The 20,883-nt window shown below is 35.9% G+C and carries 20 protein-coding genes and 1 tRNA gene; 9 read left to right on the forward strand and 12 right to left on the reverse strand.

Going from position 1 to position 20,883, the window contains the following annotated elements; genetic code table 11:
• Window positions 1-35 precede the first annotated feature (35 nt).
• Both EV200_RS01560 and EV200_RS01565 read right to left on the reverse strand, forming a co-directional pair.
• Complete coding sequence (locus tag EV200_RS01560; RefSeq protein WP_229676705.1) at window positions 36-1,379, reverse strand: ankyrin repeat domain-containing protein; 1,344 nt, start codon at window positions 1,377-1,379, stop codon at window positions 36-38.
• Window positions 1,380-1,402: 23 nt separating this feature from the next.
• On the reverse strand, window positions 1,403-2,581 hold the full coding sequence (locus tag EV200_RS01565; RefSeq protein ID WP_132529070.1) for an ankyrin repeat domain-containing protein: 1,179 nt from the start codon (window positions 2,579-2,581) through the stop codon (window positions 1,403-1,405).
• A gap of 355 nt (window positions 2,582-2,936) precedes the next feature.
• On the opposite strand from EV200_RS01565, the gene EV200_RS01570 reads away from it, so the two are divergent.
• Entirely contained in the window at window positions 2,937-5,156 is a 2,220-nt protein-coding gene (locus EV200_RS01570) for an NADP-dependent isocitrate dehydrogenase (protein WP_132529071.1), read from the forward strand.
• Between the two features lie 88 nt (window positions 5,157-5,244).
• On the opposite strand, the gene EV200_RS01575 is transcribed toward EV200_RS01570, so the two are convergent.
• Complete coding sequence (locus tag EV200_RS01575; RefSeq protein WP_132529072.1) at window positions 5,245-5,796, reverse strand: transposase; 552 nt, start codon at window positions 5,794-5,796, stop codon at window positions 5,245-5,247.
• Window positions 5,797-6,002: 206 nt separating this feature from the next.
• Here EV200_RS01575 and EV200_RS01580 point away from each other — a divergent pair, with 206 nt between their 5' ends.
• Window positions 6,003-6,410, forward strand: coding sequence for a hypothetical protein (locus tag EV200_RS01580; RefSeq protein ID WP_132529073.1), 408 nt, complete (start codon window positions 6,003-6,005; stop codon window positions 6,408-6,410).
• Between the two features lie 88 nt (window positions 6,411-6,498).
• Here the strand turns inward: EV200_RS01580 and EV200_RS01585 are convergent, their stop codons facing one another.
• The 3 genes from EV200_RS01585 to EV200_RS01595 form a co-directional block, all read right to left on the reverse strand.
• Window positions 6,499-7,005 carry a hypothetical protein gene (locus tag EV200_RS01585; RefSeq protein WP_132529074.1) on the reverse strand — a complete coding sequence of 169 codons (507 nt, stop codon included), beginning with the start codon at window positions 7,003-7,005 and terminating at the stop codon, window positions 6,499-6,501.
• A 4-nt stretch (window positions 7,006-7,009) separates the two neighbouring features.
• On the reverse strand, window positions 7,010-8,800 hold the full coding sequence (locus tag EV200_RS01590) for a DNA polymerase III subunit gamma/tau (RefSeq protein ID WP_132529075.1): 1,791 nt from the start codon (window positions 8,798-8,800) through the stop codon (window positions 7,010-7,012).
• A 196-nt stretch (window positions 8,801-8,996) separates the two neighbouring features.
• The gene (locus EV200_RS01595) at window positions 8,997-9,869 is read right to left on the reverse strand and encodes an AraC family transcriptional regulator (RefSeq protein ID WP_132529076.1); all 873 of its coding nucleotides are present in this window, start codon (window positions 9,867-9,869) and stop codon (window positions 8,997-8,999) included.
• A 175-nt stretch (window positions 9,870-10,044) separates the two neighbouring features.
• Here EV200_RS01595 and EV200_RS01600 point away from each other — a divergent pair, with 175 nt between their 5' ends.
• From EV200_RS01600 to rplI, 4 genes are all read left to right on the forward strand, one after another.
• On the forward strand, window positions 10,045-10,638 hold the full coding sequence (locus EV200_RS01600; RefSeq protein ID WP_132529077.1) for a hypothetical protein: 594 nt from the start codon (window positions 10,045-10,047) through the stop codon (window positions 10,636-10,638).
• A 289-nt stretch (window positions 10,639-10,927) separates the two neighbouring features.
• Complete coding sequence (rpsF, locus tag EV200_RS01605) at window positions 10,928-11,284, forward strand: 30S ribosomal protein S6 (protein WP_029283098.1); 357 nt, start codon at window positions 10,928-10,930, stop codon at window positions 11,282-11,284.
• Window positions 11,284-11,547, forward strand: a complete 264-nt coding sequence (rpsR, locus tag EV200_RS01610; RefSeq protein ID WP_010599582.1) for a 30S ribosomal protein S18 — start codon at window positions 11,284-11,286, stop codon at window positions 11,545-11,547. The genes rpsF and rpsR overlap by 1 nt, the downstream gene beginning before the upstream one ends.
• A gap of 13 nt (window positions 11,548-11,560) precedes the next feature.
• Window positions 11,561-12,004: a 50S ribosomal protein L9 gene (rplI, locus tag EV200_RS01615; protein WP_132529078.1), complete on the forward strand. Its 444-nt coding sequence runs from the start codon at window positions 11,561-11,563 to the stop codon at window positions 12,002-12,004.
• Between the two features lie 155 nt (window positions 12,005-12,159).
• On the opposite strand, the gene EV200_RS01620 is transcribed toward rplI, so the two are convergent.
• Both EV200_RS01620 and EV200_RS01625 read right to left on the reverse strand, forming a co-directional pair.
• Window positions 12,160-12,858, reverse strand: coding sequence for an SDR family oxidoreductase (locus EV200_RS01620; RefSeq protein ID WP_132529079.1), 699 nt, complete (start codon window positions 12,856-12,858; stop codon window positions 12,160-12,162).
• A 42-nt stretch (window positions 12,859-12,900) separates the two neighbouring features.
• Window positions 12,901-13,683, reverse strand: a complete 783-nt coding sequence (locus EV200_RS01625) for a 3-keto-disaccharide hydrolase (protein WP_132529080.1) — start codon at window positions 13,681-13,683, stop codon at window positions 12,901-12,903.
• Between the two features lie 101 nt (window positions 13,684-13,784).
• Between EV200_RS01625 and mtgA the strand changes: the two genes are divergently transcribed.
• Complete coding sequence (mtgA, locus tag EV200_RS01630) at window positions 13,785-14,507, forward strand: monofunctional biosynthetic peptidoglycan transglycosylase (RefSeq protein WP_132529081.1); 723 nt, start codon at window positions 13,785-13,787, stop codon at window positions 14,505-14,507.
• A 91-nt stretch (window positions 14,508-14,598) separates the two neighbouring features.
• Here the strand turns inward: mtgA and EV200_RS01635 are convergent, their stop codons facing one another.
• A complete protein-coding gene (locus tag EV200_RS01635; protein ID WP_132529082.1) occupies window positions 14,599-17,019 on the reverse strand; it encodes an AsmA-like C-terminal region-containing protein in 2,421 nt (806 codons plus the stop codon).
• Window positions 17,020-17,143: 124 nt separating this feature from the next.
• Entirely contained in the window at window positions 17,144-17,623 is a 480-nt protein-coding gene (locus EV200_RS01640; RefSeq protein ID WP_132529083.1) for an ABC transporter ATPase, read from the reverse strand.
• 50 nt (window positions 17,624-17,673) lie between these two features.
• Between EV200_RS01640 and EV200_RS01645 the strand changes: the two genes are divergently transcribed.
• Window positions 17,674-18,138: a hypothetical protein gene (locus EV200_RS01645; protein ID WP_132529084.1), complete on the forward strand. Its 465-nt coding sequence runs from the start codon at window positions 17,674-17,676 to the stop codon at window positions 18,136-18,138.
• Window positions 18,139-18,181: 43 nt separating this feature from the next.
• Here the strand turns inward: EV200_RS01645 and EV200_RS01650 are convergent, their stop codons facing one another.
• A complete protein-coding gene (locus EV200_RS01650) occupies window positions 18,182-18,970 on the reverse strand; it encodes a (Fe-S)-binding protein (RefSeq protein WP_132529085.1) in 789 nt (262 codons plus the stop codon).
• A gap of 109 nt (window positions 18,971-19,079) precedes the next feature.
• Complete coding sequence (locus EV200_RS01655; RefSeq protein ID WP_132529086.1) at window positions 19,080-20,375, reverse strand: (Fe-S)-binding protein; 1,296 nt, start codon at window positions 20,373-20,375, stop codon at window positions 19,080-19,082.
• Between the two features lie 229 nt (window positions 20,376-20,604).
• On the opposite strand from EV200_RS01655, the gene EV200_RS01660 reads away from it, so the two are divergent.
• A tRNA-Phe gene (locus EV200_RS01660) sits at window positions 20,605-20,677 on the forward strand.
• Window positions 20,678-20,883 lie beyond the last annotated feature (206 nt).

A 20,883-nucleotide genomic window follows, 5' to 3' on the forward strand; every position in this document is an offset into this window, starting at 1 on the left:
AAAACGAATAACTATAAATGATATTTACTGATGGTTTAACTGCTTAAAATCTTTCCTTTTTCCACATCAAATTCTGCCTGTGAAAGAATTCCCATATCCAATAACTCCTTAAGATCTAGTAAGGCCTGTTTTTTGCCTGCCAAGTCAAGTTTTGGTGTCTCGTTTGCCACTGTGGCGGCTTCAGCCGGTTTACTAAAACTGGCCTGGGTAGAAGGATTAAACTGAAGTAATAAAACCGTGATTTCATTAAAGCCTTTGATGTTGGCGTAATCTATTGCCTTTTGTTCTTTAGCGTTAACAATAGTACCATCTGCCTGATGTTCTAATAAGGTTTTTACAATATCTTTTTTTCCATTCGCAGCGGCATAATGTAAGGCAGTATTACCACTTTCATCCTGGATATTAATATTAGCACCCTTTTCCAGCAATAATTTCACCATACTGATATTACCACTTTTTGCAGCTACATGAAGCAAGCTCTCCCCACCATAACCATAATCCGTATCTAAAGAAAAGGAACTCGATGAAGATAAATTGGCAGCAGTTTCTACCCAATCGAGGTAAGAATACATCGATTCTTCGTCGCCAGATATTGGTTTTGCATAATTTACATCAACACCATTCTCTAAAAATAATGCAACGATTTCTTTTTGGTTATTTGAACAAGCATACCATATTGGAGATTGCCCATTTTTTGAGGATACAAAAACATCTGCACCTTTATCTATTAGGAGCTTAATTAGCATTCTATTACTATCATAACATGCCTGAAGCAATGCACTTTCTCCATTATGGTTAACATGATTAATGTTTGCACCATTTTCTAAGAGGAGTTCTGTTACAGGTATGTTTTTAGATGCAACAGCAAATAATAGCGGAGAGTTACCACTTTTGTTAGTGGTATTTATATTTGCACCATTATCCAATAGCAGTTTTACAACTTCTTTATTTCTCCAACTGGCTGCGACCAATAGCGGTGTTTCTGCTTCATTATTTTCAATATCTACCTCAATACCTTTCTCCAGCAATTTCTCTAAAACCTCAATTTGACCACTTTGTGCTGTGAGGTGAAGCAAGCTATTCCCTTTTAAATCTTTAATTTCTGCTTTAGCATCCTGAGCGAGTAGGTAAAGGGCTGTTTGCTTTTGTTTCTGTAAACAGGCAAAGTACAGTGGTGTTTCTCCGGCATGGTCTTCATAATTTATATCAGCTCCAGCGCCAATTAAAAGTTGAACAAGATCTAAATAACCACGGTGAGCTGCATAATGTAATGCTGTTCTACCTTTTTCATCTGTGTAACCAACTTCAACTTCTCCATTTGCCAATAAAAGTTCGGCTATTTTTCTTTTGCCACTTTCGCAGGCAATTATAAATGACATTGACATATTTTTCCTGAATCAGATTAAGAATTTTTCATTAATAGTTCTACCGTTTTTATTTTAAGGTTATCGTCAGACGCAAGCATCAAAGGTGTTTTGTCTTCGTCGTTACTGATAGTAGTATCCGCTCCGTTTTCCAATAACATTTTTACTTTTTTATAGGTTTCTTTTGCCTTTTCTGCTTCAAAATTTACATTGAATGCGCAAACTTTATGCAAAAGGGTGTTACCATGATCATCTTGCCTGTTTACATCCAGGTTGCCAGAATCTAAAATAGCCTGAAGCACTTCAGGTTGTTTTTCTGCGATCAGATCTACAGGTGTTTTCTCTTTACTGTAATAAATACTAGCCTGATAAATATCTGCGCCATCACTGATGAGGTTACGTAAAAGTTCAAGGTTTTTATCACTAACGTACATCATCCTCAAATATTCAAAAAGTGTTGTTACGCCATTTTTATTAACGGTATCAAAATCCGGGCTGCCAAAATCTCTCAGTTTGAGGTAAATGTTTAAATCCTGTTTATGGGCCACAGCATAATAAATTGCAGAATTTCCATCCTGATCCAAATCATTAGGATTTGCACCATTTTGTAATAAGATGTCCAAGTATTCTGGTTTGTTAAATTCAATGGCTGCAATGAGCGGTGTTTTTTTTACAATATTGGCTGCGTTTACATCTAAACCTTCATTAATTAATAGCTCGAGGTAAGAGATAGAAAGCTGCGGTTTCATCAAGTTAGTCCTGATGACCTGATGGATAAAATTTTCTTCAGCATTATTGGTGAAATTGATATCACACCCGGCATCTATTAGTATTTTAATTTTTTCTACACTTGCCCCTTTTTCAAGGAAATAGCCTAAAAGGGTTTTTGCTTCTACTTCATCATTGATGTTTTCGAATTTAGAGATGAAATCCTGAAAAAAGCTGATTGCTTTATCGTCGTTTTTAAGGTTCCAAATGATTTTGCCAAAGATGCTTTTATCAAAACTATCAAATTCATACACATCAGTTTCAATCCATTTGCTGTCTACCAACTGATTGAGCAGTTCATATTGCTCGTTACTGAACAACCGCTCTAAAATTTGAGATTTTTGGTGTTCGGGAAGATCTTTTGATAATTTCTCACCTGATTGAAGTAATGGCAATGCCTGGTCATAGTGTCCCTGCATTAAAAGCTGTTCTAAATTTTGTTCACTCATAGAAAAAAGAATATAGGTTTAAATTAAGAGCTGTGCGTTGTATCGCACTAAATCAGGGAGATAATTCTTCCGTATTTAATTGCTCATATGGTTTGTCTTCTTTAATAACAAATCCTGATCCATTTATAAAAACGCAGCAATTATAGATGTCATATTTTAGTTGCAAAAAAAAATAATAATTCAGGTTTTGATAAAAAAATGTCAATAAAATTTAAGCTTCTGGAAAACACAAATAACATTAGGATGTTCCTTAATTCATTCGATTATTTTATCTTTAGGCGATTTTAAGAAAAGGTCGGTTTGTAGTTTTAATCGATTAAATAGTTAACCTTTATAAAGCAAAATCAATATTAACATGTCAAATACATCAAAAATTATCTATACCAAAACCGATGAGGCGCCCATGTTGGCAACTTATTCACTTTTACCTATTGTACAAGCCTTTACTGCATCAGCAGGTATTGATGTAGAAACCAGAGATATTTCTTTAGCGGGAAGAATTTTGGCAAACTTTCCAGAGTATTTAAAAGACGATCAAAAAATTAGTGATGCTTTGGCAGAGCTTGGTACATTGGCTACCACTCCAGAAGCAAACATCATTAAATTACCAAATATATCAGCATCTATTCCTCAATTAGTAGGTACCATCACCGAGTTACAGTCTCAGGGTTTTGCTATTCCTAATTATCCAGATAATGCGCAATCAGAAGAAGAGAAAGCGATTAAAACAAAATATGCAAAAGTTCTTGGTTCTGCGGTAAACCCTGTTTTACGTGAGGGTAACTCTGATCGCAGGGCACCAAAGGCAGTCAAAAATTATGCAAAACAAAATCCACATTCGATGGGTAAATGGTCTGCAGATTCAAAAACAAAAGTAGCCAGCATGACAGAAGGCGACTTTTATGGATCAGAAAAGTCGGTAACGGTTCAGGATGCCAGTCAGTTTAAAATCGAATTTGTAGCAGAAGATGGTTCAGTTACTGAATTAAAAGGTTTATCCCCATTAAAAGCTGGTGAGGTGATTGATAGTTCATCACTAAGCCTTTCTGCTTTGAAATCTTTTGTTGCCAAAGAAATTGAAGAAGCAAAATCTGCAGGTGTTTTATTGTCTGCACATTTAAAAGCAACAATGATGAAAGTTTCTGACCCGATCATTTTTGGTGCAATTGTAGAAGTTTACTTTGCTGATGTTTTTACCAAATATGCAGATCTTTTTAAAGAAATTAATGTAGATACACGCAATGGTTTAGGTGATGTTTTTGCAAAAATCGCTGGTCGTCCGGAACAAGCAGAAGTTGAGGCGGCAATTGCAGCAGCAATTGAAAATGGTCCGGCTTTGGCAATGGTAAATTCGGATAAAGGAATTACCAATCTGCATGTACCTAGTGACGTGATTGTTGATGCTTCGATGCCGGCAATGATTCGTACTTCTGGTCAGATGTGGAATAAAGAAGGTAAATCTCAGGATACTATTGCCTTAATTCCAGATCGCTGCTATGCTGGTGTGTATACTGCAACTATTGATGATTGTAAGGCACATGGTGCTTTTGATGTAACTACTATAGGCTCTGTGCCTAATGTTGGCTTAATGGCTCAAAAAGCTGAAGAATATGGATCGCATGATAAAACTTTTCAAGCTACAGCTAATGGAATTATTCAGGTAACTGATTCAGATGGCAAAGTTTTCTTCGATCAAAAGGTTGAACAAGGTGATATCTTCCGCATGTGCCAAACAAAGGATGCACCCATTCAGGATTGGGTTAAATTAGCAGTAAACAGAGCTCGTTTGTCTGAAACACCAGCTGTTTTCTGGTTAGATGAAAACAGGGCACATGATAGAGAAATCATTGCTAAAGTAAATACTTATTTAAAAGATCATGATACTACTGGTCTTGACATTCGTATTCTTGCCCCGATTGAAGCTACTCAATTTACATTAGACCGTATCCGTAAGGGTGAAGATACCATTTCAGTTACAGGTAATGTCTTGCGTGATTATTTAACAGATTTGTTCCCAATTTTAGAGTTGGGTACTTCTGCTAAAATGTTATCTATCGTTCCATTAATGAATGGCGGTGGTTTATTTGAAACAGGTGCCGGAGGTTCTGCTCCTAAACACATTGAGCAGTTCATTGAAGAAGGTTATTTACGTTGGGATTCATTAGGTGAATTTTTAGCACTTCAGGCTTCTTTAGAGCATTTATCACAAACACAAAATAATGCTAAAGCCCAGGTTCTGGCTGATGCATTGGATGAAGCAAATGCGAAGTTCCTAGCGACAGATAAATCTCCTGGTAGAAAATTGGGTACCATTGATAACCGTGGTTCACATTTTTATCTAGCATTATATTGGGCAGAGGCATTAGCCGCTCAAACCAAAGATGCTGAATTGCAGGCCAGGTTTGCGCCATTGGCAAAAGCATTAATAGAAAACGAATCAAAAATTAATGAAGAGTTAATTGGTGCTCAAGGTAAGCCGCAAAACATTGGCGGTTATTATCATCCAAATGATGAATTGACCGATAAAGCAATGCGTCCGAGTGAGACTTTGAATACCGCTTTGGCTGGATTATAAGGTGTAATAAAATAGATTCAAATCCCAATCAAATTAATTTTTGATTGGGATTTTTGTTTCTATATCATTATGTTTCATATTAAAGATGCTATTCATCTTTAATAAATTTATCTTTTTCCCAGTTCATGGGGTTATTTGTAATATAATTTGAAATATTTGAAAATGATTTTTCATCACGGATAATATGATCGTGAAATAATGGTTGCCACGCAAATTTAAAACCTAAGCGGTTACAATGTTTAGTCACCGCAGATTTATAAGATCCAATTATAGATGATATCGTGTTTTTTCCCTGATTTTGAAAGCGTTGTTGCCCGGGAGCTAGAGACAGGGCATGCCCTGTCTGTACTGCAGGCAAAGGATTTATATTATTTAAAATCAAAATCCCATGCACATGGTTTGGCATCACAATAAATTCACCTAATTCTACATTTTTTTGGTGATTTCTGATTTCGTACCACATCAAATTGGCAATCACACCAATATTTGATAATATCATTTGACCATTTTTGATCTCTCCAAAGTAATGCAATCTATCTTTTGTGCAAATGGTTATAAAATATTCACCTACCCAGCCGTAATCCCAAGTTTGTAAACGTGCAGAAGAAATTCTGTATTTGTTGTGATATTTTTCATTCATGATAGCGTAAAGTTATTTGTCTATATAAATCATTTGATTATGCTTGATTTATAGGGATGGGTATGCTAATATAAAAAGTATTTTGGAATTAGATAACCTGATAATTAACTTATAATAGTTGATCGATCCTTTTAAAATACATAATCTCTCAAAAACCATCTGCTAAACCATTTGTTATCATAATAACTAAAATAGGAGATATTATCATGTCAATTAACGAAAATAAAGGATCACAAGATAAAATACATAGCACTACAGAAAATCCGGAAATTAATAAAGAGAATTTATCTTTTGATGAAAAGAAACAAAGTTATGAGTTGGATGTTAAAGGTGATGATGAGGATTATGATCATCCGATGGGATATGAAACCGTTGCTGCAGGTGCTAAAGATGATGACTCCACTTATGATGAAGCCAATCCGTATGTTGGTGATGAATATGCTAGCAATGAAGACATTGCTGAAGATAATTTAGAGGAATTAGGTATGCACGTAGACAATGGGGAGAGTGTAAAATTGAATACAGAAGATGAAATTTTAGCACGTACACCTGAAGATGATCGTGATGATTTAGATGAAGAAGGTTATCCGATAAACGACGCACCAGAGAAATAGTCAGATATTTTAATTGGCTCTTTGCTATAAGCAGTCATGATTTCAAAAACCAGGATTGTACATTTTAATGTATAATCCTGGTTTTTGTTTATAGTACCTTTATTGATTTTTCAATTTCTGTTTTCCAGGAAGACCTATTATTTACAACAAATTTCTCAACCTCACCATTGCTTAAAATAATTTCCAGGCCATTTGGTACAATGCCCAGGGTTTTATAAAAGTTCAATTCTTTAATCTCAGTTAAGTAAATGTTAAAGGCATGATTCTGGATGTTGAATCCATGAGATTTGAATTCCAGTCTATCATTTAGCAGATATAATTTCCCGCCTACTGCTTCTGCATTTTTGAAATGATTAGCAGCACCTGAATAAATAATTCTTTCCTGATCATTTTTTGCCAGTGTAGTTTGTTCCTTCACTTTTTTCGAATTCAAAAATAAATACATTAATAAGCCAAAAACGAGACCCGCAATAGGGGCTGCAATAACAGCGTAAGCAATGCCTGCAATAAATGTTTCAATAATACCGAAAAGAAATGTGAAGGATAAGGCAGCTATCGCGACGTTTTTTAGATTTGCTTTTTGGTCTGCATTCATATTTCTATGGATTAATATCTAAATTAAACCTCTTGCGTAATTCATCTAGCTTTGGGTTTTTATTAACCAGATAATCATACTTTTCCCTATTGCCATACAATCTGTTTTCAATTTTCCGTTCCACCTGTTTAAAGGTAATGTCGACGGCAAAATTCTGCAATTGATTTCTGAGGAAGTTCATCAACTCTACTGATTCCTGAATGACAAATTGCTCCTGTGTTTTGCTTTCTACTGAAATCTCAATCAATACCGGACTAAGAAGTTTTGGGGCAAAATTATTCAGGATAGTAAAGAGGTTGATCTTATCTGTGCTTTTTAAAATCTGAATGTATTTATTCCATACTTCCAATAATTGATCATAAGTGAAAGGCTCACGGGCTTCGCCGGTAGCTTTCTTAGGCCCATTATCTTCCTCTCCATTGGCCAGACGTTCCAAATCGTTTAGCGAAGGAATTAATGTGCCGACGTTTTTTTTAGGAATATTAATACTTATCGAATTTGCCGAAGCAGGAGTACTTATCTTCGGTTTCTCTTCAATTAAAGGTGATGAAGGTATTTCAGTTTTTGCTGGTGGGCTTTGGCTTTCAATTTTAGTGGGTACACTTTCTGCTTTTTCAGCTACGACATCAGTTTTTTTTTTATCCTGATCTTGGTCAGTTGCTGTATTACTAAGGTTTAAAGGCTGTTGGGCTAATTGAACGACCGATCGAATGTGGCACATTTTAATTAGAGCCAATTCTACTTGTAAACGCTGGTTTTTAGAGTTTTTATAATTTAGATCGCAAGTGTTGGCCAAATTTAAGGCTGTCAATAAGAATGATAATTCCGTTTGTCTGCATTGGTCTAAATATTTTTGTTTAATATTTTCGCTAACCTCTAATAATTTAATGGTTGCAGCGTCTTTACCTACCAACAAATTCCGGAAATGGGTAGCTAAACCATTAATGAAGTTATTACCGTCGAAACCATTATTTAAAATTTCATCGAAGAGGAGCAAGGTTTGGCTCACTTCTGCAGCCGTTAAATAGGAGGTGAGTTTAAAGAAATAATCGTAATCTAAAATATTCAGGTTGTCGATTACCGCTTTATAGGTGATGTTTTTGTTTGCATAACTTGCAATCTGATCAAACATCGAAAGCGCATCACGTAAACCTCCATCTGCTTTTTGAGCGATGATATGTAGTCCATCAGATTCATAGGCAATATTTTCGCGTTGTGCGATAGTAGCCAGGTGATTGGAAATATCTTCTACCTGAATGCGGTTAAAATCGAAAATCTGACAACGAGATAGAATGGTAGGCAGGATTTTATGCTTCTCAGTTGTAGCAAGGATAAAAATGGCATAAGAAGGTGGTTCTTCCAATGTTTTCAAAAAGGCATTAAATGCACTTTGCGATAACATGTGAACCTCATCAATAATATAGATTTTATATCTGCCGGCTTGTGGCGGGATCCGAACCTGTTCAATCAAACTACGGATATCATCAACGGAATTGTTTGATGCCGCATCTAATTCATGAACATTAAAGGAATGCCCGTTTTGAAAAGATAAACAGTTATCACATTGGCCGCAGGCTTCCATTTCAGCTGTAGGGTTGGTACAGTTAATGGTTTTTGCCAGAATCCGGGCACAGGTGGTTTTTCCCACTCCCCGCGGACCGCAGAATAAAAATGCCTGAGCAAGCTGATTGTTTTTAATGGCGTTTTTTAAAGTACCCGTAATATGCTGTTGCCCAACAACGGTTTCAAACGTAGCCGGACGATATTTACGGGCAGAAACAATAAAATTTTCCATTGGCACGAAAATAGGAAAAATTTAGATGTTGAGGGGTTGAAATATTAGGAATGTTGAAAAGTAAGAGTGTTGATTAGTGAAGAGTTGGTGAATCAGTAATTGGGATATTAAACTTTAGTGAAACTGATACAAGATATTCGATTTGAGAAGTTGGATTTGGAACATTAGACTTGAAAAGTTAGTCTCGATACTTGCTTTATTTAATAATGGATTTTAATTCATTCCGATATTCTGAAGCACTTTTTCCTGTAAACTCATGGAAAATTTTGTTAAAATGACTGAAATTGTTGAAGCCACTTTCTAAGGAAATAGCAGTAATGCCCATATGTTTTTCAGATAAAAGCTTAGACGCGTGAACCACACGGTATTCATTTACAAACCGGGTAAAGGTTTTCTTGGTGATTTTTTTAAAATACCGGCAAAAGGAAGGGACAGTCATGGCAGACATTTCAGCAATATCCTCCAGACTGATTTGTTCCTGAAAATGATCTTTTACATAATTAAAAATCATGTTTATCCGATCATTATCCTGAATTTGTGTTTCTATAGAAAAGCCTGATGCATTCAGAATCTTAAAATCTTTGGTTGTTTCCAGTGCTTTAAGTACACCAAGCAGCGTTAGTAATTTATTAAAGGGTTGTTGGAACTCCATATCTTCAATGAGTTTACCTACCTCCATTTTAGTTTGTTCGCCAAAGGCAATACCACCTTTAGCCTTATCAAACAATTCACCAATCCATTTGGCCTCTTGCAAAGTCATAAAGCCACCGCCCAGAAAATCTGGTTTCATTTGGATTACGGTTTCATTTTTGTTCCCCGTATGGGTATCTGTAAATCCGCAATGAGGTAGATTGCTTCCTATTAATATAAGATCGCCATCTGTATAATAGGAAACGTGGCTTCCAATTTGCCTTTTGCCCGCTCCGCCATTTACAAAAACCATTTCTATTTCTGGATGATAATGCCACAAATGGGCCTTATTATTCTCGTTTTCCACGTATTTAGAATAATAAAAAGAACTTCCGAAGGAAGGCTCTACAACTTCAAAGCTTGGTTTTAAAGTTTTCATGATTATTATAAACAAAAATAACAATAAAATATGCTGAATTGATCTTTGTTAGATAAAAAATTATAGTTGAGGTTAATTTTGCATACATATTGGAAAATATGGTTTCTTTTCTGCTTTTAAAAGCACAGTAATTTAGCAGTATAAATTAATTGTTAACGCTTAAAGCTATTTAATTATGAAAAAGTTCTTACAAATCGGGTTAATCGCAGTATTGTTTTTAACCGCTAATGGTGTTTATGCAAAAGATGGTGATTTCACTTTGAAGGTTAAAGATGATAAGGAAAAATCAATTCGCTTCTCTTTTGAAGGTAATGAAGATGTTAACCTCTCTATTATTGGGAATAACAATGAAGTTTTGTTTCAGGAGAATATCCAGGCAAAAACGGCTACCAGCAAACTTTATGATTTAAATGCATTACCTGATGGAAAGTATACTGTTAGAATAGAATCAGATACCAAACTGGCTAATTATAAAGTTGGAATTTATAATGGTAAAGCAACTGTTTCTGAGCCGGTATTTTCAGATTTGTTTCATCCATTAATCAAAAAAGAGGGAGACTTTATTGTTCTTAAAGTTGAAAATGAAGAAGGTAACCCTATTGAAGTTCAGGTAATGAACGAATATAACGACAACGTTTATACAGAGGTTTTTAAAAATAAATCTGTATTACAACGGAAGTTTAATATCAGCAAAACGGATTCTGAGTCGCTTACCTTTGTCATTAATGTCAAAGGCAAACAGTTCTCTAAAACGATAGAATTATATTAAGGTTAAATATTGCTAATTGATAAAGAGATCACTGTTATGGTGATCTCTTTTTTTATTTACATTGAGTTTTTGTTTTTTTTTAAACCACCTGAGGTATGTTAGGTATTTATGCCAGGTATTATTATTGAGGGTTTTTAAATATGTCCTATGTTCTTTAGTCTTTAAGCTTTCCACTTAGTCTTTCTGCTTTAGTCTTTTTAATTAAAGCTTTGATTTTTAGAAATATATTGTTACTTTTGCATCCCCGTAATATACCTCGGGATTAAATTTAAAAACATAATTTATAACAATGAATCAGTACGAAACTGTTATCGTTCTAACCCCATTGTTATCTGAAGAGGCTGCAAAAGAGGCATTAGCTAAATTTAAAGCAGTTCTTACTGATAACGGTGCCGAAATTATCCAAGAGGATAATTGGGGTTTGAGAAAATTAGCGTATCCAATTGAGAAAAAATCAAATGGATTCTTCAACTTAACTGAATATAAAGCTTCAGGTGATTTGATCGCAAAATTAGAGCTTCAATTAAAACGCGATGAGCGTGTGTTACGTTTCTTAACTATCCGTTTAGACAAACACGCGGTTGCTTACAATGAGAAAAAGCGTAGTGGTGCTTTTAACAAAAAAACTAAGGAGGTTGCAGCGTAATGGCAAGAGAACAAATTCAATACGTAACAGCCCCTAAAGTAGAGGATAACCGTAAAAAATATTGCCGTTTTAAGAAAAACGGAATTAAATACATTGATTACAAGGATGCAAACTTCTTGTTGAAATTTATTAACGATCAAGGTAAATTATTACCACGCCGTTTAACTGGTACTTCGTTAAAATTCCAACGTAAAGTGGCTCAGGCAGTTAAACGTGCCCGTCACATCGGTTTGTTACCTTTCGTTGCAGATCAATTAAAATAGGAGGCTCAGAGATATGGAAATTATTTTAAAACAAGATATTAAAGGCCTTGGTGAGAAAGATGATGTAGTTAACGTAAAACCAGGTTATGGTCGTAACTATTTAATCCCTCAAGGATTTGGAGCATTGGCTACCGTTTCTGCTAAAAAAGTTTTAGCTGAGAACTTAAAGCAAGCTGCATTTAAACAAGATAAAATTAAGAAAGATGCTGAAGGTATCGCTGAGCGTTTAACATCTGTTAAACTTTCTATCGGTGCAAAAGCTGGCGAAAGCGGAAAAATCTTTGGAGCGGTTAACACGATCCAGATTGCTGAAGCATTAAAATCTCAAGGTTTTGATGTAGATCGTCGTCGTATTACTTTTGAAACTGAACCAAAATTTGTTGGCGAGTATGTTGCTAACTTAAACTTACACAAAGAAGTTAAAGTTCAGGTTCCTTTTGAAGTAATCGCTGAATAAGCATTTCTTTATAGAAATTATAAAAATGCCTTTTGATGCAAATCAAAAGGCATTTTTTTTATATTAGAATATTAAAAAACTATAAAACTATTATTTGGTTGTACCTAACCACCTAACCACCTAACCACCTAACCACCTAACCACCTAACCACTATTTATCCTTTAGGCGTAGTTGGCCTGATTTCAATTTTGCTCGGTAATGTTCTTGCTGGCATCGCTAATAAATCTACAATCAATTTACCCATGTCTTCTGGTTGGATTTTCCAGGCATCGCTTTCGGCGTCAGGACTATGATCGTTAAAATGAGTGGCTACAGAACCTGGCATGATGGTACTCACCTTCACTCCGTATTTTCTAAGGTCAAGCATTACTGATTGTGTAAAGCCTGTTAAACCAAATTTACTGGCATTGTAAGCAGCACCTCCTGCAAAGAAGTTGGTTCCAGCTAAACTTGAAATGGTAAAGATATAACCCTGATTTTTCTTAATTTCATCAACACTAGCTTTAATGCTATAGAAAACACCGGTCAGATTGGTATCAATGATATCATTCCATTGTTCAATATCAATTTCGTCTATAGGAGCAAAGGCACCTACGCCAGCATTGGCAATTAGAATATCAAGCTGACCCCATTTTTCAACCACTAAATTAACAGCTCCTTGCTGCGACTGGAAATTTTTCACATCAGCTTCAATAGCTAAAACATCTCCATAGGCAACCAATTGTGATGCAGCTTGGTTCGCACTGTCTATTGTTCTGCTGGTAATGGCTACTTTATAGCCACTTTTTAAGAGTGATTCGGCAATGCCAAATCCAATCCCTTTACTTCCTCCTGTTATTAATGCTACTTTCATATCTTATTAACGTAATCAGGTATAAAATGTTTATGTCAAATTTTAAAGTTTTTTAATAAAGATATCTTTAAAATCAACAGGCTGGCCCTCACTTTGCAACGCTATAAAACCATTTTTAAGCGCTTTTCCATCAATTTTTATTTTAGAATCGTATCCATTAGCCACTCCACCACCAATGTGGGGTTTGCTGTATTGTAAAACAGTATCGCCGTTAATGATGTGCTTAATCAGGGAATCACCCAATACAATTAGTTCTGCGGAAACCCATTGGTCGCCATCATATGTTTTTGATTTTGAATCAAGGCAGTGTTCAGGATATAACTTTCCCTGATAAAAAATTTCAGTTCCTGGAGAACACATATTCCCGGTAGGGCGGGGTCTTCCATCACTTAAACCCCCTAGAAATTGCATCTCAATGGAGATTGGCCAATCCTGCTCTTTAGGCATTGTTTTAGGATCCTGACTATGGAACATGACGCCGCTGTTTCTTAAGGTATAACTCGGTGCACCCTTTTGTAATTGGCCTACAAAGCGATATTTCAATTTTAAATGGTAACTGGAGAAGGGTGTTTTGTAGTACAGGTGGCCAAACTGATCATTGAAATCTCCGTATTGATCATAACTTACCCGAATCATCCCATCTTCAACCCTAAAAGTGTTACCATAATTTTCATTATAATCATGATGATGGATTTTTACATTCCAATCTTTAATGTCTTTCCCGTTGAAGAGTGGAGTCCATTCATTTTGGGGAGGCATTTGGTTGCGGCTGGTTGAGCATCCTGCTAATATGATCAATAGGGTAAGATAGGTTAGATTTTTCATTCGGATGATTTTAAGGCAAAATACAAAAAACGTTACAAGTGTTTGCAGTCTTTACAACTGTTGTACTACATAACCACATTAATTTCTCATACCTTTGTGCCATGTCCAAAAAAAGACCTTCTAAATCAAACTCCAAAACTCCATTATCAAAGAAAATCATTAGCATTGTCAGTAAAGTTTTTCTTTATTTTTTATTTGTTTCTATCATTTGGGTAATCGCTTATCGCTTTATTAATCCACCTTTAACGCTACTGATGGCTCTTCGCAACATCGAACGGAAGGCTGATGGAAAATCATTTAAAACCGAAAAAAAATGGGTTGATTTTAAGGACATGTCTAATAATATGAAGCGGGCGGCAGTTTCTGCAGAAGATCAGCTTTTTTTACAACATATTGGTTTTGATATGAAAGCAATTGAAAAAGCTTTCGCCAGCAACGCCAAAGGTAAGAAGGTTAAAGGTGGAAGTACAATTTCACAGCAAACAGCCAAAAACGTTTTTCTATGGCCTGGAAGATCGTGGATTAGAAAGGGTTTCGAGGCTTATTTTACATTGCTTATTGAAATTTTTTGGAGCAAGGAGCGGATTTTAGAAGTGTACCTTAACGTGATTGAAATGGGAGATGGAATTTATGGTGCAGAGGCAGCAGCACAGGAATATTATGGTAAATCCTGCGTAAAGTTAACAAAAAAGCAGGCTGCCTTGATTGCCGCATGTTTCCCAAATCCAAGAAGATGGACACCCAAAAATGCAACACCCTATATCAGGCATCGCCAATATCTGATCTTAAGAAATATGAACAGATTAGGCCCGTTGGATTTTTAATTATTAATTCTAGATCAACAGTTATTATTAGCACTTGCCTATAAACATTAAGGGGAAAACTCTCGACTCCGGACTAAAGACTCCTAACTGATTAATCATGATCCCTATTCCATCTAATTTTTATTCCACCCTTTTCGTCATCAATGGCTTTCAGGTGAAGCACAATTCCTTTCATCCTGGCCTCACGTTTTTCCTGGCGGGTTAAGTTTTCATCACCTTTAGGGTTTCTTAATGGAATATCCATTTCAACATTAGTTCCTGCACCTAGGGCATAAATGCCTTTAACATTAAAATTCATCGCACTGGAATTGATCTGCATCGGACTAATCTCTATCTTATCTCCTTTGATATTAAGTGTGCCATCTAGTTTTTTGATTTCAACATTAGAAAGATTTCTATTGGCAAACGCGAATTTACCCACATTTACCATCGGCTCAAAATTCACTAATGCGGCATTATTGAGATTAAAGATTACTTTTCCATTTATAGACCGTGGAATGATTTTGCCTGTATGTGATATTCTGCCTGATATATCAACTAAAGAGGATAAATAACCTTTTAGATTTTTATTCGTAATGGTATTCTGTCCGAAATTATCAAAAGAATAAAAGAAATCCTTCACGCTTACATGACTCACTTTAGAATTGATTTTAAAGAGATTTGAACCAGTTTGTTGTATAATGCTTCCGTTTAATGACAGTGTTCCACCGGCATGTTCTACACTTATTTTGTTGAAGAATATACCATCGCCACGAAGTGAAATATCCGCCGCAAGATTTTTCGCCAGAAATTTATCATAAATTGCCTTACCCACAGTAAGGTTGATATTCATTTTAGAAACCTCAAGCACGTTGCTTAGTTGTTTTGATGCCGTTTTCATTGAATTACCAGATGCGGTTTTCTTTTTAGTGCTTCTAGGGCCTAAAAATGGCATAAACTCATTCAGGTAGAGTTGTGGGCTGTGCATTTTAAGATTGACTAAAATTTTGTCCGGATCATAATAATATAAATTCGCAAAATTAGCGATACTGCAACTCACATTTAGTTCGCTTTTGCCAAGTTGAAAATGTCCATCCTGTATGGAAAGATCGTTCTGATTAAAAATAATATTGAGCGCACTCTTTACCAGATGCAGCTTGCGCGGAAGGTATGTGATATCTGCATTGGCAATTCTGATTCCCCCGGAAATAACTGGTTTTGTAAAGCGGAAATTGTCAATATCTGCCTGGCAATAAAGCCTTAAATCTGCAGTTCCGGCTTTGAATTCGAAATCTTGTGTACTTAATGAATTATTTAGATTAGTAAGTGGAAACTGGGAAGTTACCAGTCCTGTGGCAATAGGTCTGGCGAGGTTATTTACTGTAAATGTATCGATCTTGATGGGGGCATTAAAATACTTGGCTGTTAATTTGCGAAATTTTATCACAGAATTTTCATCACCAATAATTCCTCCAGCTGTATCCTGATTTGTAAAAGAACCATCAAAGTTGGCAGCTGTTAATTTTCCTGCCGGAATAGAAAGAATATTATCCCGAACTTTGATGCCCACCCGAATTAATGGATCTCCGAACTTCCCCGAGCCATCATCAATAATATTTCCTTGAATATCAATAGGCTTTTCTATCCCGAATTTTAAAAGCTTGGAAGAGATATTAGGAGACAACAACAAAGCTACATCTCTAAATAATATTTGATCTACAGCGATGCTAATGGCAAAAGCAGATTTACCAAGATCTATTTTTGCACCAATTTTAAAAGGGTGGCCCCCAATGTTTAAGGTTTCAGGATCCAGAATCACGGCATCTAGTTTTCTGCTATAATGAGCAGATAAAGTGCCTTCTAAAGATTTACCTTTTAAGAAACTACCTTTTCTGGTATTGAAGGCGAAATTATTAACTTGGGTTTTAAGTTTTATATTCCCTGTCCAGCCACTATCCGGATACTGCATTCTACCCTGAATTTGGTCAATATTAAAATTAAATAACTTGAAGCGTTTTTTATTGTCAAGGATTAAACTTACACGGTTAAAGTCGATTTTCTTCACTTCAAGTGCTGAAGATTTAGGTGCTGATTTTTTGTCTTCCGTTTTGGGTTTGCTTTTAAATATGCTGGTATTGCTGTATCCGGTAGAATCTGTATAAATGTATACGGCGGCATCATTTATCGCAATTCGATTGATATTTACATTGCCAACAATCAGAGAAAGTATATTCAGGGAAACGTTAATTTCTTTGGCTTTAAGCAAATCGTGTTTGTGCTGTGCCCAAAGGCTATCTCTTAGCAAAACATCATTTAGGGAAACAGAAACGCCTGGGAAGCTTTTTAATAGCGTAGGTACCATGCTGCCAGCTGTGATTTGCCCGTTTAAATTTTTATTGAGCTGAGCTAATATGGATGATAGTATTTCTTTCTTATTGCGACTAATATAAAAAGCACCAGCAAGCCAGGTTAAAATAATCAGAATAATAATTGCAGAAAGTATTTTTAAGGAAATTTTGAGCCAGCGCTTCATAAACAGGATTTGATTATAGCAATATAATGCTTTTTTGATCTAATTGTTTTAAGCTTAACCAAAAATAACAAATGTCAGGATTAAAGCGTAGCCGCCAAACCTGATTTACAAAAATCCTATTAAACTATAATAAGTGTGAAAATACAGTGGAGTGCCAACTATCTTTAAAAGGAACTTCCCATTTAGATTCCAGATCAGCCAATGTTTGCACCATGTTATTGAAAACAATTGTATCCTGTGTAATTTGTTTGATGTTTACAAGAGTTTCAAAATCCTCTTTGCCTTGAACCTTCACTTCGTCGCCCAATTTATAGGCAATGTTAAAACGGTTAAACAGGTCTACATGATATTCCTGCTCAATTTCCTTAATCAACCTTACAGAGCTATCAATAGAGCAGCCGGTAACGCCAGCCTGACTTTCATCTACCGTTAAAATAATAAAATAATCATAGCGAATTTCTGCCTTTGCCAATAACTCATTTCCATGCGCTTTCCATTGGCTGCTAAATGTGGCTAACTTATTTAATATCGCCGTTTCTTCAGTAGCGGTAAATTTACGATCGCTTTGATAGATCCAGACTCTTGATTGTGGAGAAAAACTCATATGCAAATTTATAATTTTAATTAATTTAGTTTACCCTAAATCATCCCCTTATGAAAAAGTTTACACTGTGCTTGAAAATAAGCTTTATTTCAGCTGTAGCAGCGTTATTATTCGCTTTTTCAGATCCGGAATCCATAGAGCAGTATGTTGGTTATTTGCAGAAATCCTTTACTGAACACTATGATATCAGCCAGGAAGCCAAACAAATTAAACGCTACGAACTCAATATTACTAACAATGGCTTTTGTCGTTACAAAAGATATTTTAATAACGGTAAAACTGAATATTTCGCATTTAAGTTAGCAAAATTTAAAGATATGGAATATGAAGGTACTACTGCTGTTGGTCGACTCTATTTACGAACCAAGGGCGATGATGTCATTGTCCAAACCTATAATGACAGGGGAGGAGATGTGGATTCGATGGCTACTCAGGTAATTATTCCGCTTAAAAATATAGAGGCTGAGGATTTAAATTTTATCAGAGAAAACCTGACTAAAATTTGCGGCTTATAACCCTGATAGGTTTTTAAAGCCTATCAGGGTTGAATATTTAACATTAAAGACCGTTTGCCCTTGCTGTAATTTCGGCGATATCTAATACTTTAACTTCCTGTTCTTTATCTTTAAGCTTAATTCCATCACTTAACATGGTCATACAAAACGGACAGCCTGCAGCAATAAATTGCGGATTTGTTTCCAGAGCCTCTTCTATACGCTCCACATTAATGTCTTTTTTACCTTTTTCTGGTTCCTTAAACATTTGGGCACCACCTGCACCACAGCATAATCCATTGCTTTTGCAACGTTTCATTTCTACCAATTGTGCGTCTAATACTTCCAGTGCCTTCCTTGGCGCTTCGTAAACACCATTTCCTCGGCCTAAGTAACATGGATCATGGAAAGTGATTTTTTTACCTTTAAAACTCTCTCCACCTTCTGCCTTTAGTTTGCCGTCGTTAATTAAATCCTGAATCAATTGGGTATGGTGGATGACATCATAGCTTCCTCCCAGACCTGGATATTCATTTTTAATGGTGTTGAAACAGTGTGGGCAACCAGTAACAATTTTCTTAATGTTATAAGCATTTAAGACCTCAATGTTAGTCATGGCTTGCATTTGGAAAAGAAATTCATTACCCGCACGTTTGGCAGGATCACCCGTGCAGCTTTCTTCAGTTCCTAAAACGGCATACTTTATACCTACATGATGCAGGATTTTACAAATGTCGCGGGTGATTTTTTGTGCCCGTTCATCGTAACTCCCAGCACATCCCACCCAAAATAATATTTCCGGTTCTTCACCTGCAGCCATTAGCTCGGCCATTGTAGGTACTTTAAATTCCATCTTTTAAGTATCAAGTATTGGTAGCAGTTATTTAGTCTCAAGACTTGACTTACTACTCATGTGTTAAACTATTTATTTGAAGAGTTGACTCACAACTCCAGACTAAGGACTAATCTTCCTGCGCCCAGTTAAAACGATCAGCTGGTGAATATTTCCACGGTGCCTGATTATTCTCAATATTCCCTAACATGGCATTGATACTTGCTGGTGCCTGGGATTCTTCCATTACAGCAAATCTACGCAGTTCCATGATAATTTGAAGGGGATCTATATTTACAGGACAAGCTTCAACGCAGGCATTACAGCTGGTGCAGGCCCAAATCTCTTCTCTGGTAATATAATCATCCAGTAAAGATTTTCCATCCTGATGTTCCGCACCATTTTGATCAATATTTTTTCCAATCTCTGTAATTCTATCCCGCGTATCCATCATAATCTTTCTAGGAGACAATAACTTCCCTGTAATATTCGCCGGACAAACAGAGGTGCATCGTCCGCATTCAGTACAGGTATAGGCATTCATTAAGTTTACCCAGGAAAGGTCTGTTGCATCTTTGGCTCCAAATTTTCCAGCTTCGGCTTCCGTAGGAACAAAAGAGGGGTCGAGCATGGCTTTAACCTCATTGGTTACAGATGCCATATTGGTAAATTCTCCCTTTGGCTCCAGATTTGAAAAATATGTATTTGGAAAAGCGAAAAGGATATGGAAGTGTTTGGAGTATGGTAAATAATTTAAAAATGCCAGGATTCCAATGATGTGAAACCACCAGCAGCCACGTTCTACGGCTACCAAAGCGCTTTCTGAAGAAGGTAAAAGGTTAACTAAGTACTGACTGATTGGAAATGCGCCTGCTGTGATGTAGTGTGTTGAACCTAAAACTTGCAATTGATGGTCTGCAGCATTCATCATCAAAAATGCGGACATCAATAATATTTCGGTAATTAGAATATAGTTGGCATCTGACTTTGGCCAGGAAGTCATCTCTACGCCTCCAAAGCGCTTTAATTTCAACACGTTTCTACGAATAAGGAAAATAATACAAGCAGCCCATACGGTAAATGCCAATATTTCAAAGGATGCAATTAGGAAATCATAAAGGCCACCGAGACCATGAAAAACTCGGTGTGTACCGAAAATCCCATCAATCATAATTTCCACAACCTCAATATTGATAATCACAAAACCGATATAGACAAAAAAGTGAAGGAAAGCAGGAATTGGTCTTACCACCATTTTGGATTGACCGAACGCCACCCTAAGCATGGTCATTAACCGTTTTTGAGGTTGATCATTCCGGTCAGCAGATTTTCCAAGCCGGATATTGCGAATAATCTTTCGCAAGTTAATGGTAAACAGCACAATTGCTGCCAGTGTTATTACTAGAAAAATGATCTGAGCCACCATGCAATATTAGATTGTTTATGCTAAATTAGGATAATAATCTAAATAAATTACTATGCATGCATAAAAAAAAGTTCAAATTTATTTGTTTGTATTCATTCTAAGGAAGATTTTAACTCATTTGATGATTTCATGAAAATTTAAATGATTGATAATCAGTTCTGCGATTAAATAATTTAAAAAAAATTTTGCTTTTGAAAAAAGAACGCTACATTTGCAATCCCAAACGGATGGTGCCATAGCTCAGTCGGTAGAGCAAAGGACTGAAAATCCTTGTGTCCCTGGTTCGAATCCAGGTGGCACCACTTCCAAAAGCCTTTCAGAAATGAGAGGCTTTTTGGTTTTTAACCCTTTTATTTTTCGCCAGATAATGAAGATTCACTTAAAATTATTTCGGTTTTAGATTTTAAAAAGATTTGGTGAGGTTATGGATGAAACAGATGAATTGGAATATATTTTTTTGAAGCATATTATTGATGTTAAACCTATCTGGAAAAAAAGAATAACAAAA

Origin of the sequence: Pedobacter psychrotolerans (assembly GCF_004340665.1) — a bacterium.
Lineage (GTDB): Bacteria > Bacteroidota > Bacteroidia > Sphingobacteriales > Sphingobacteriaceae > Pedobacter > Pedobacter psychrotolerans.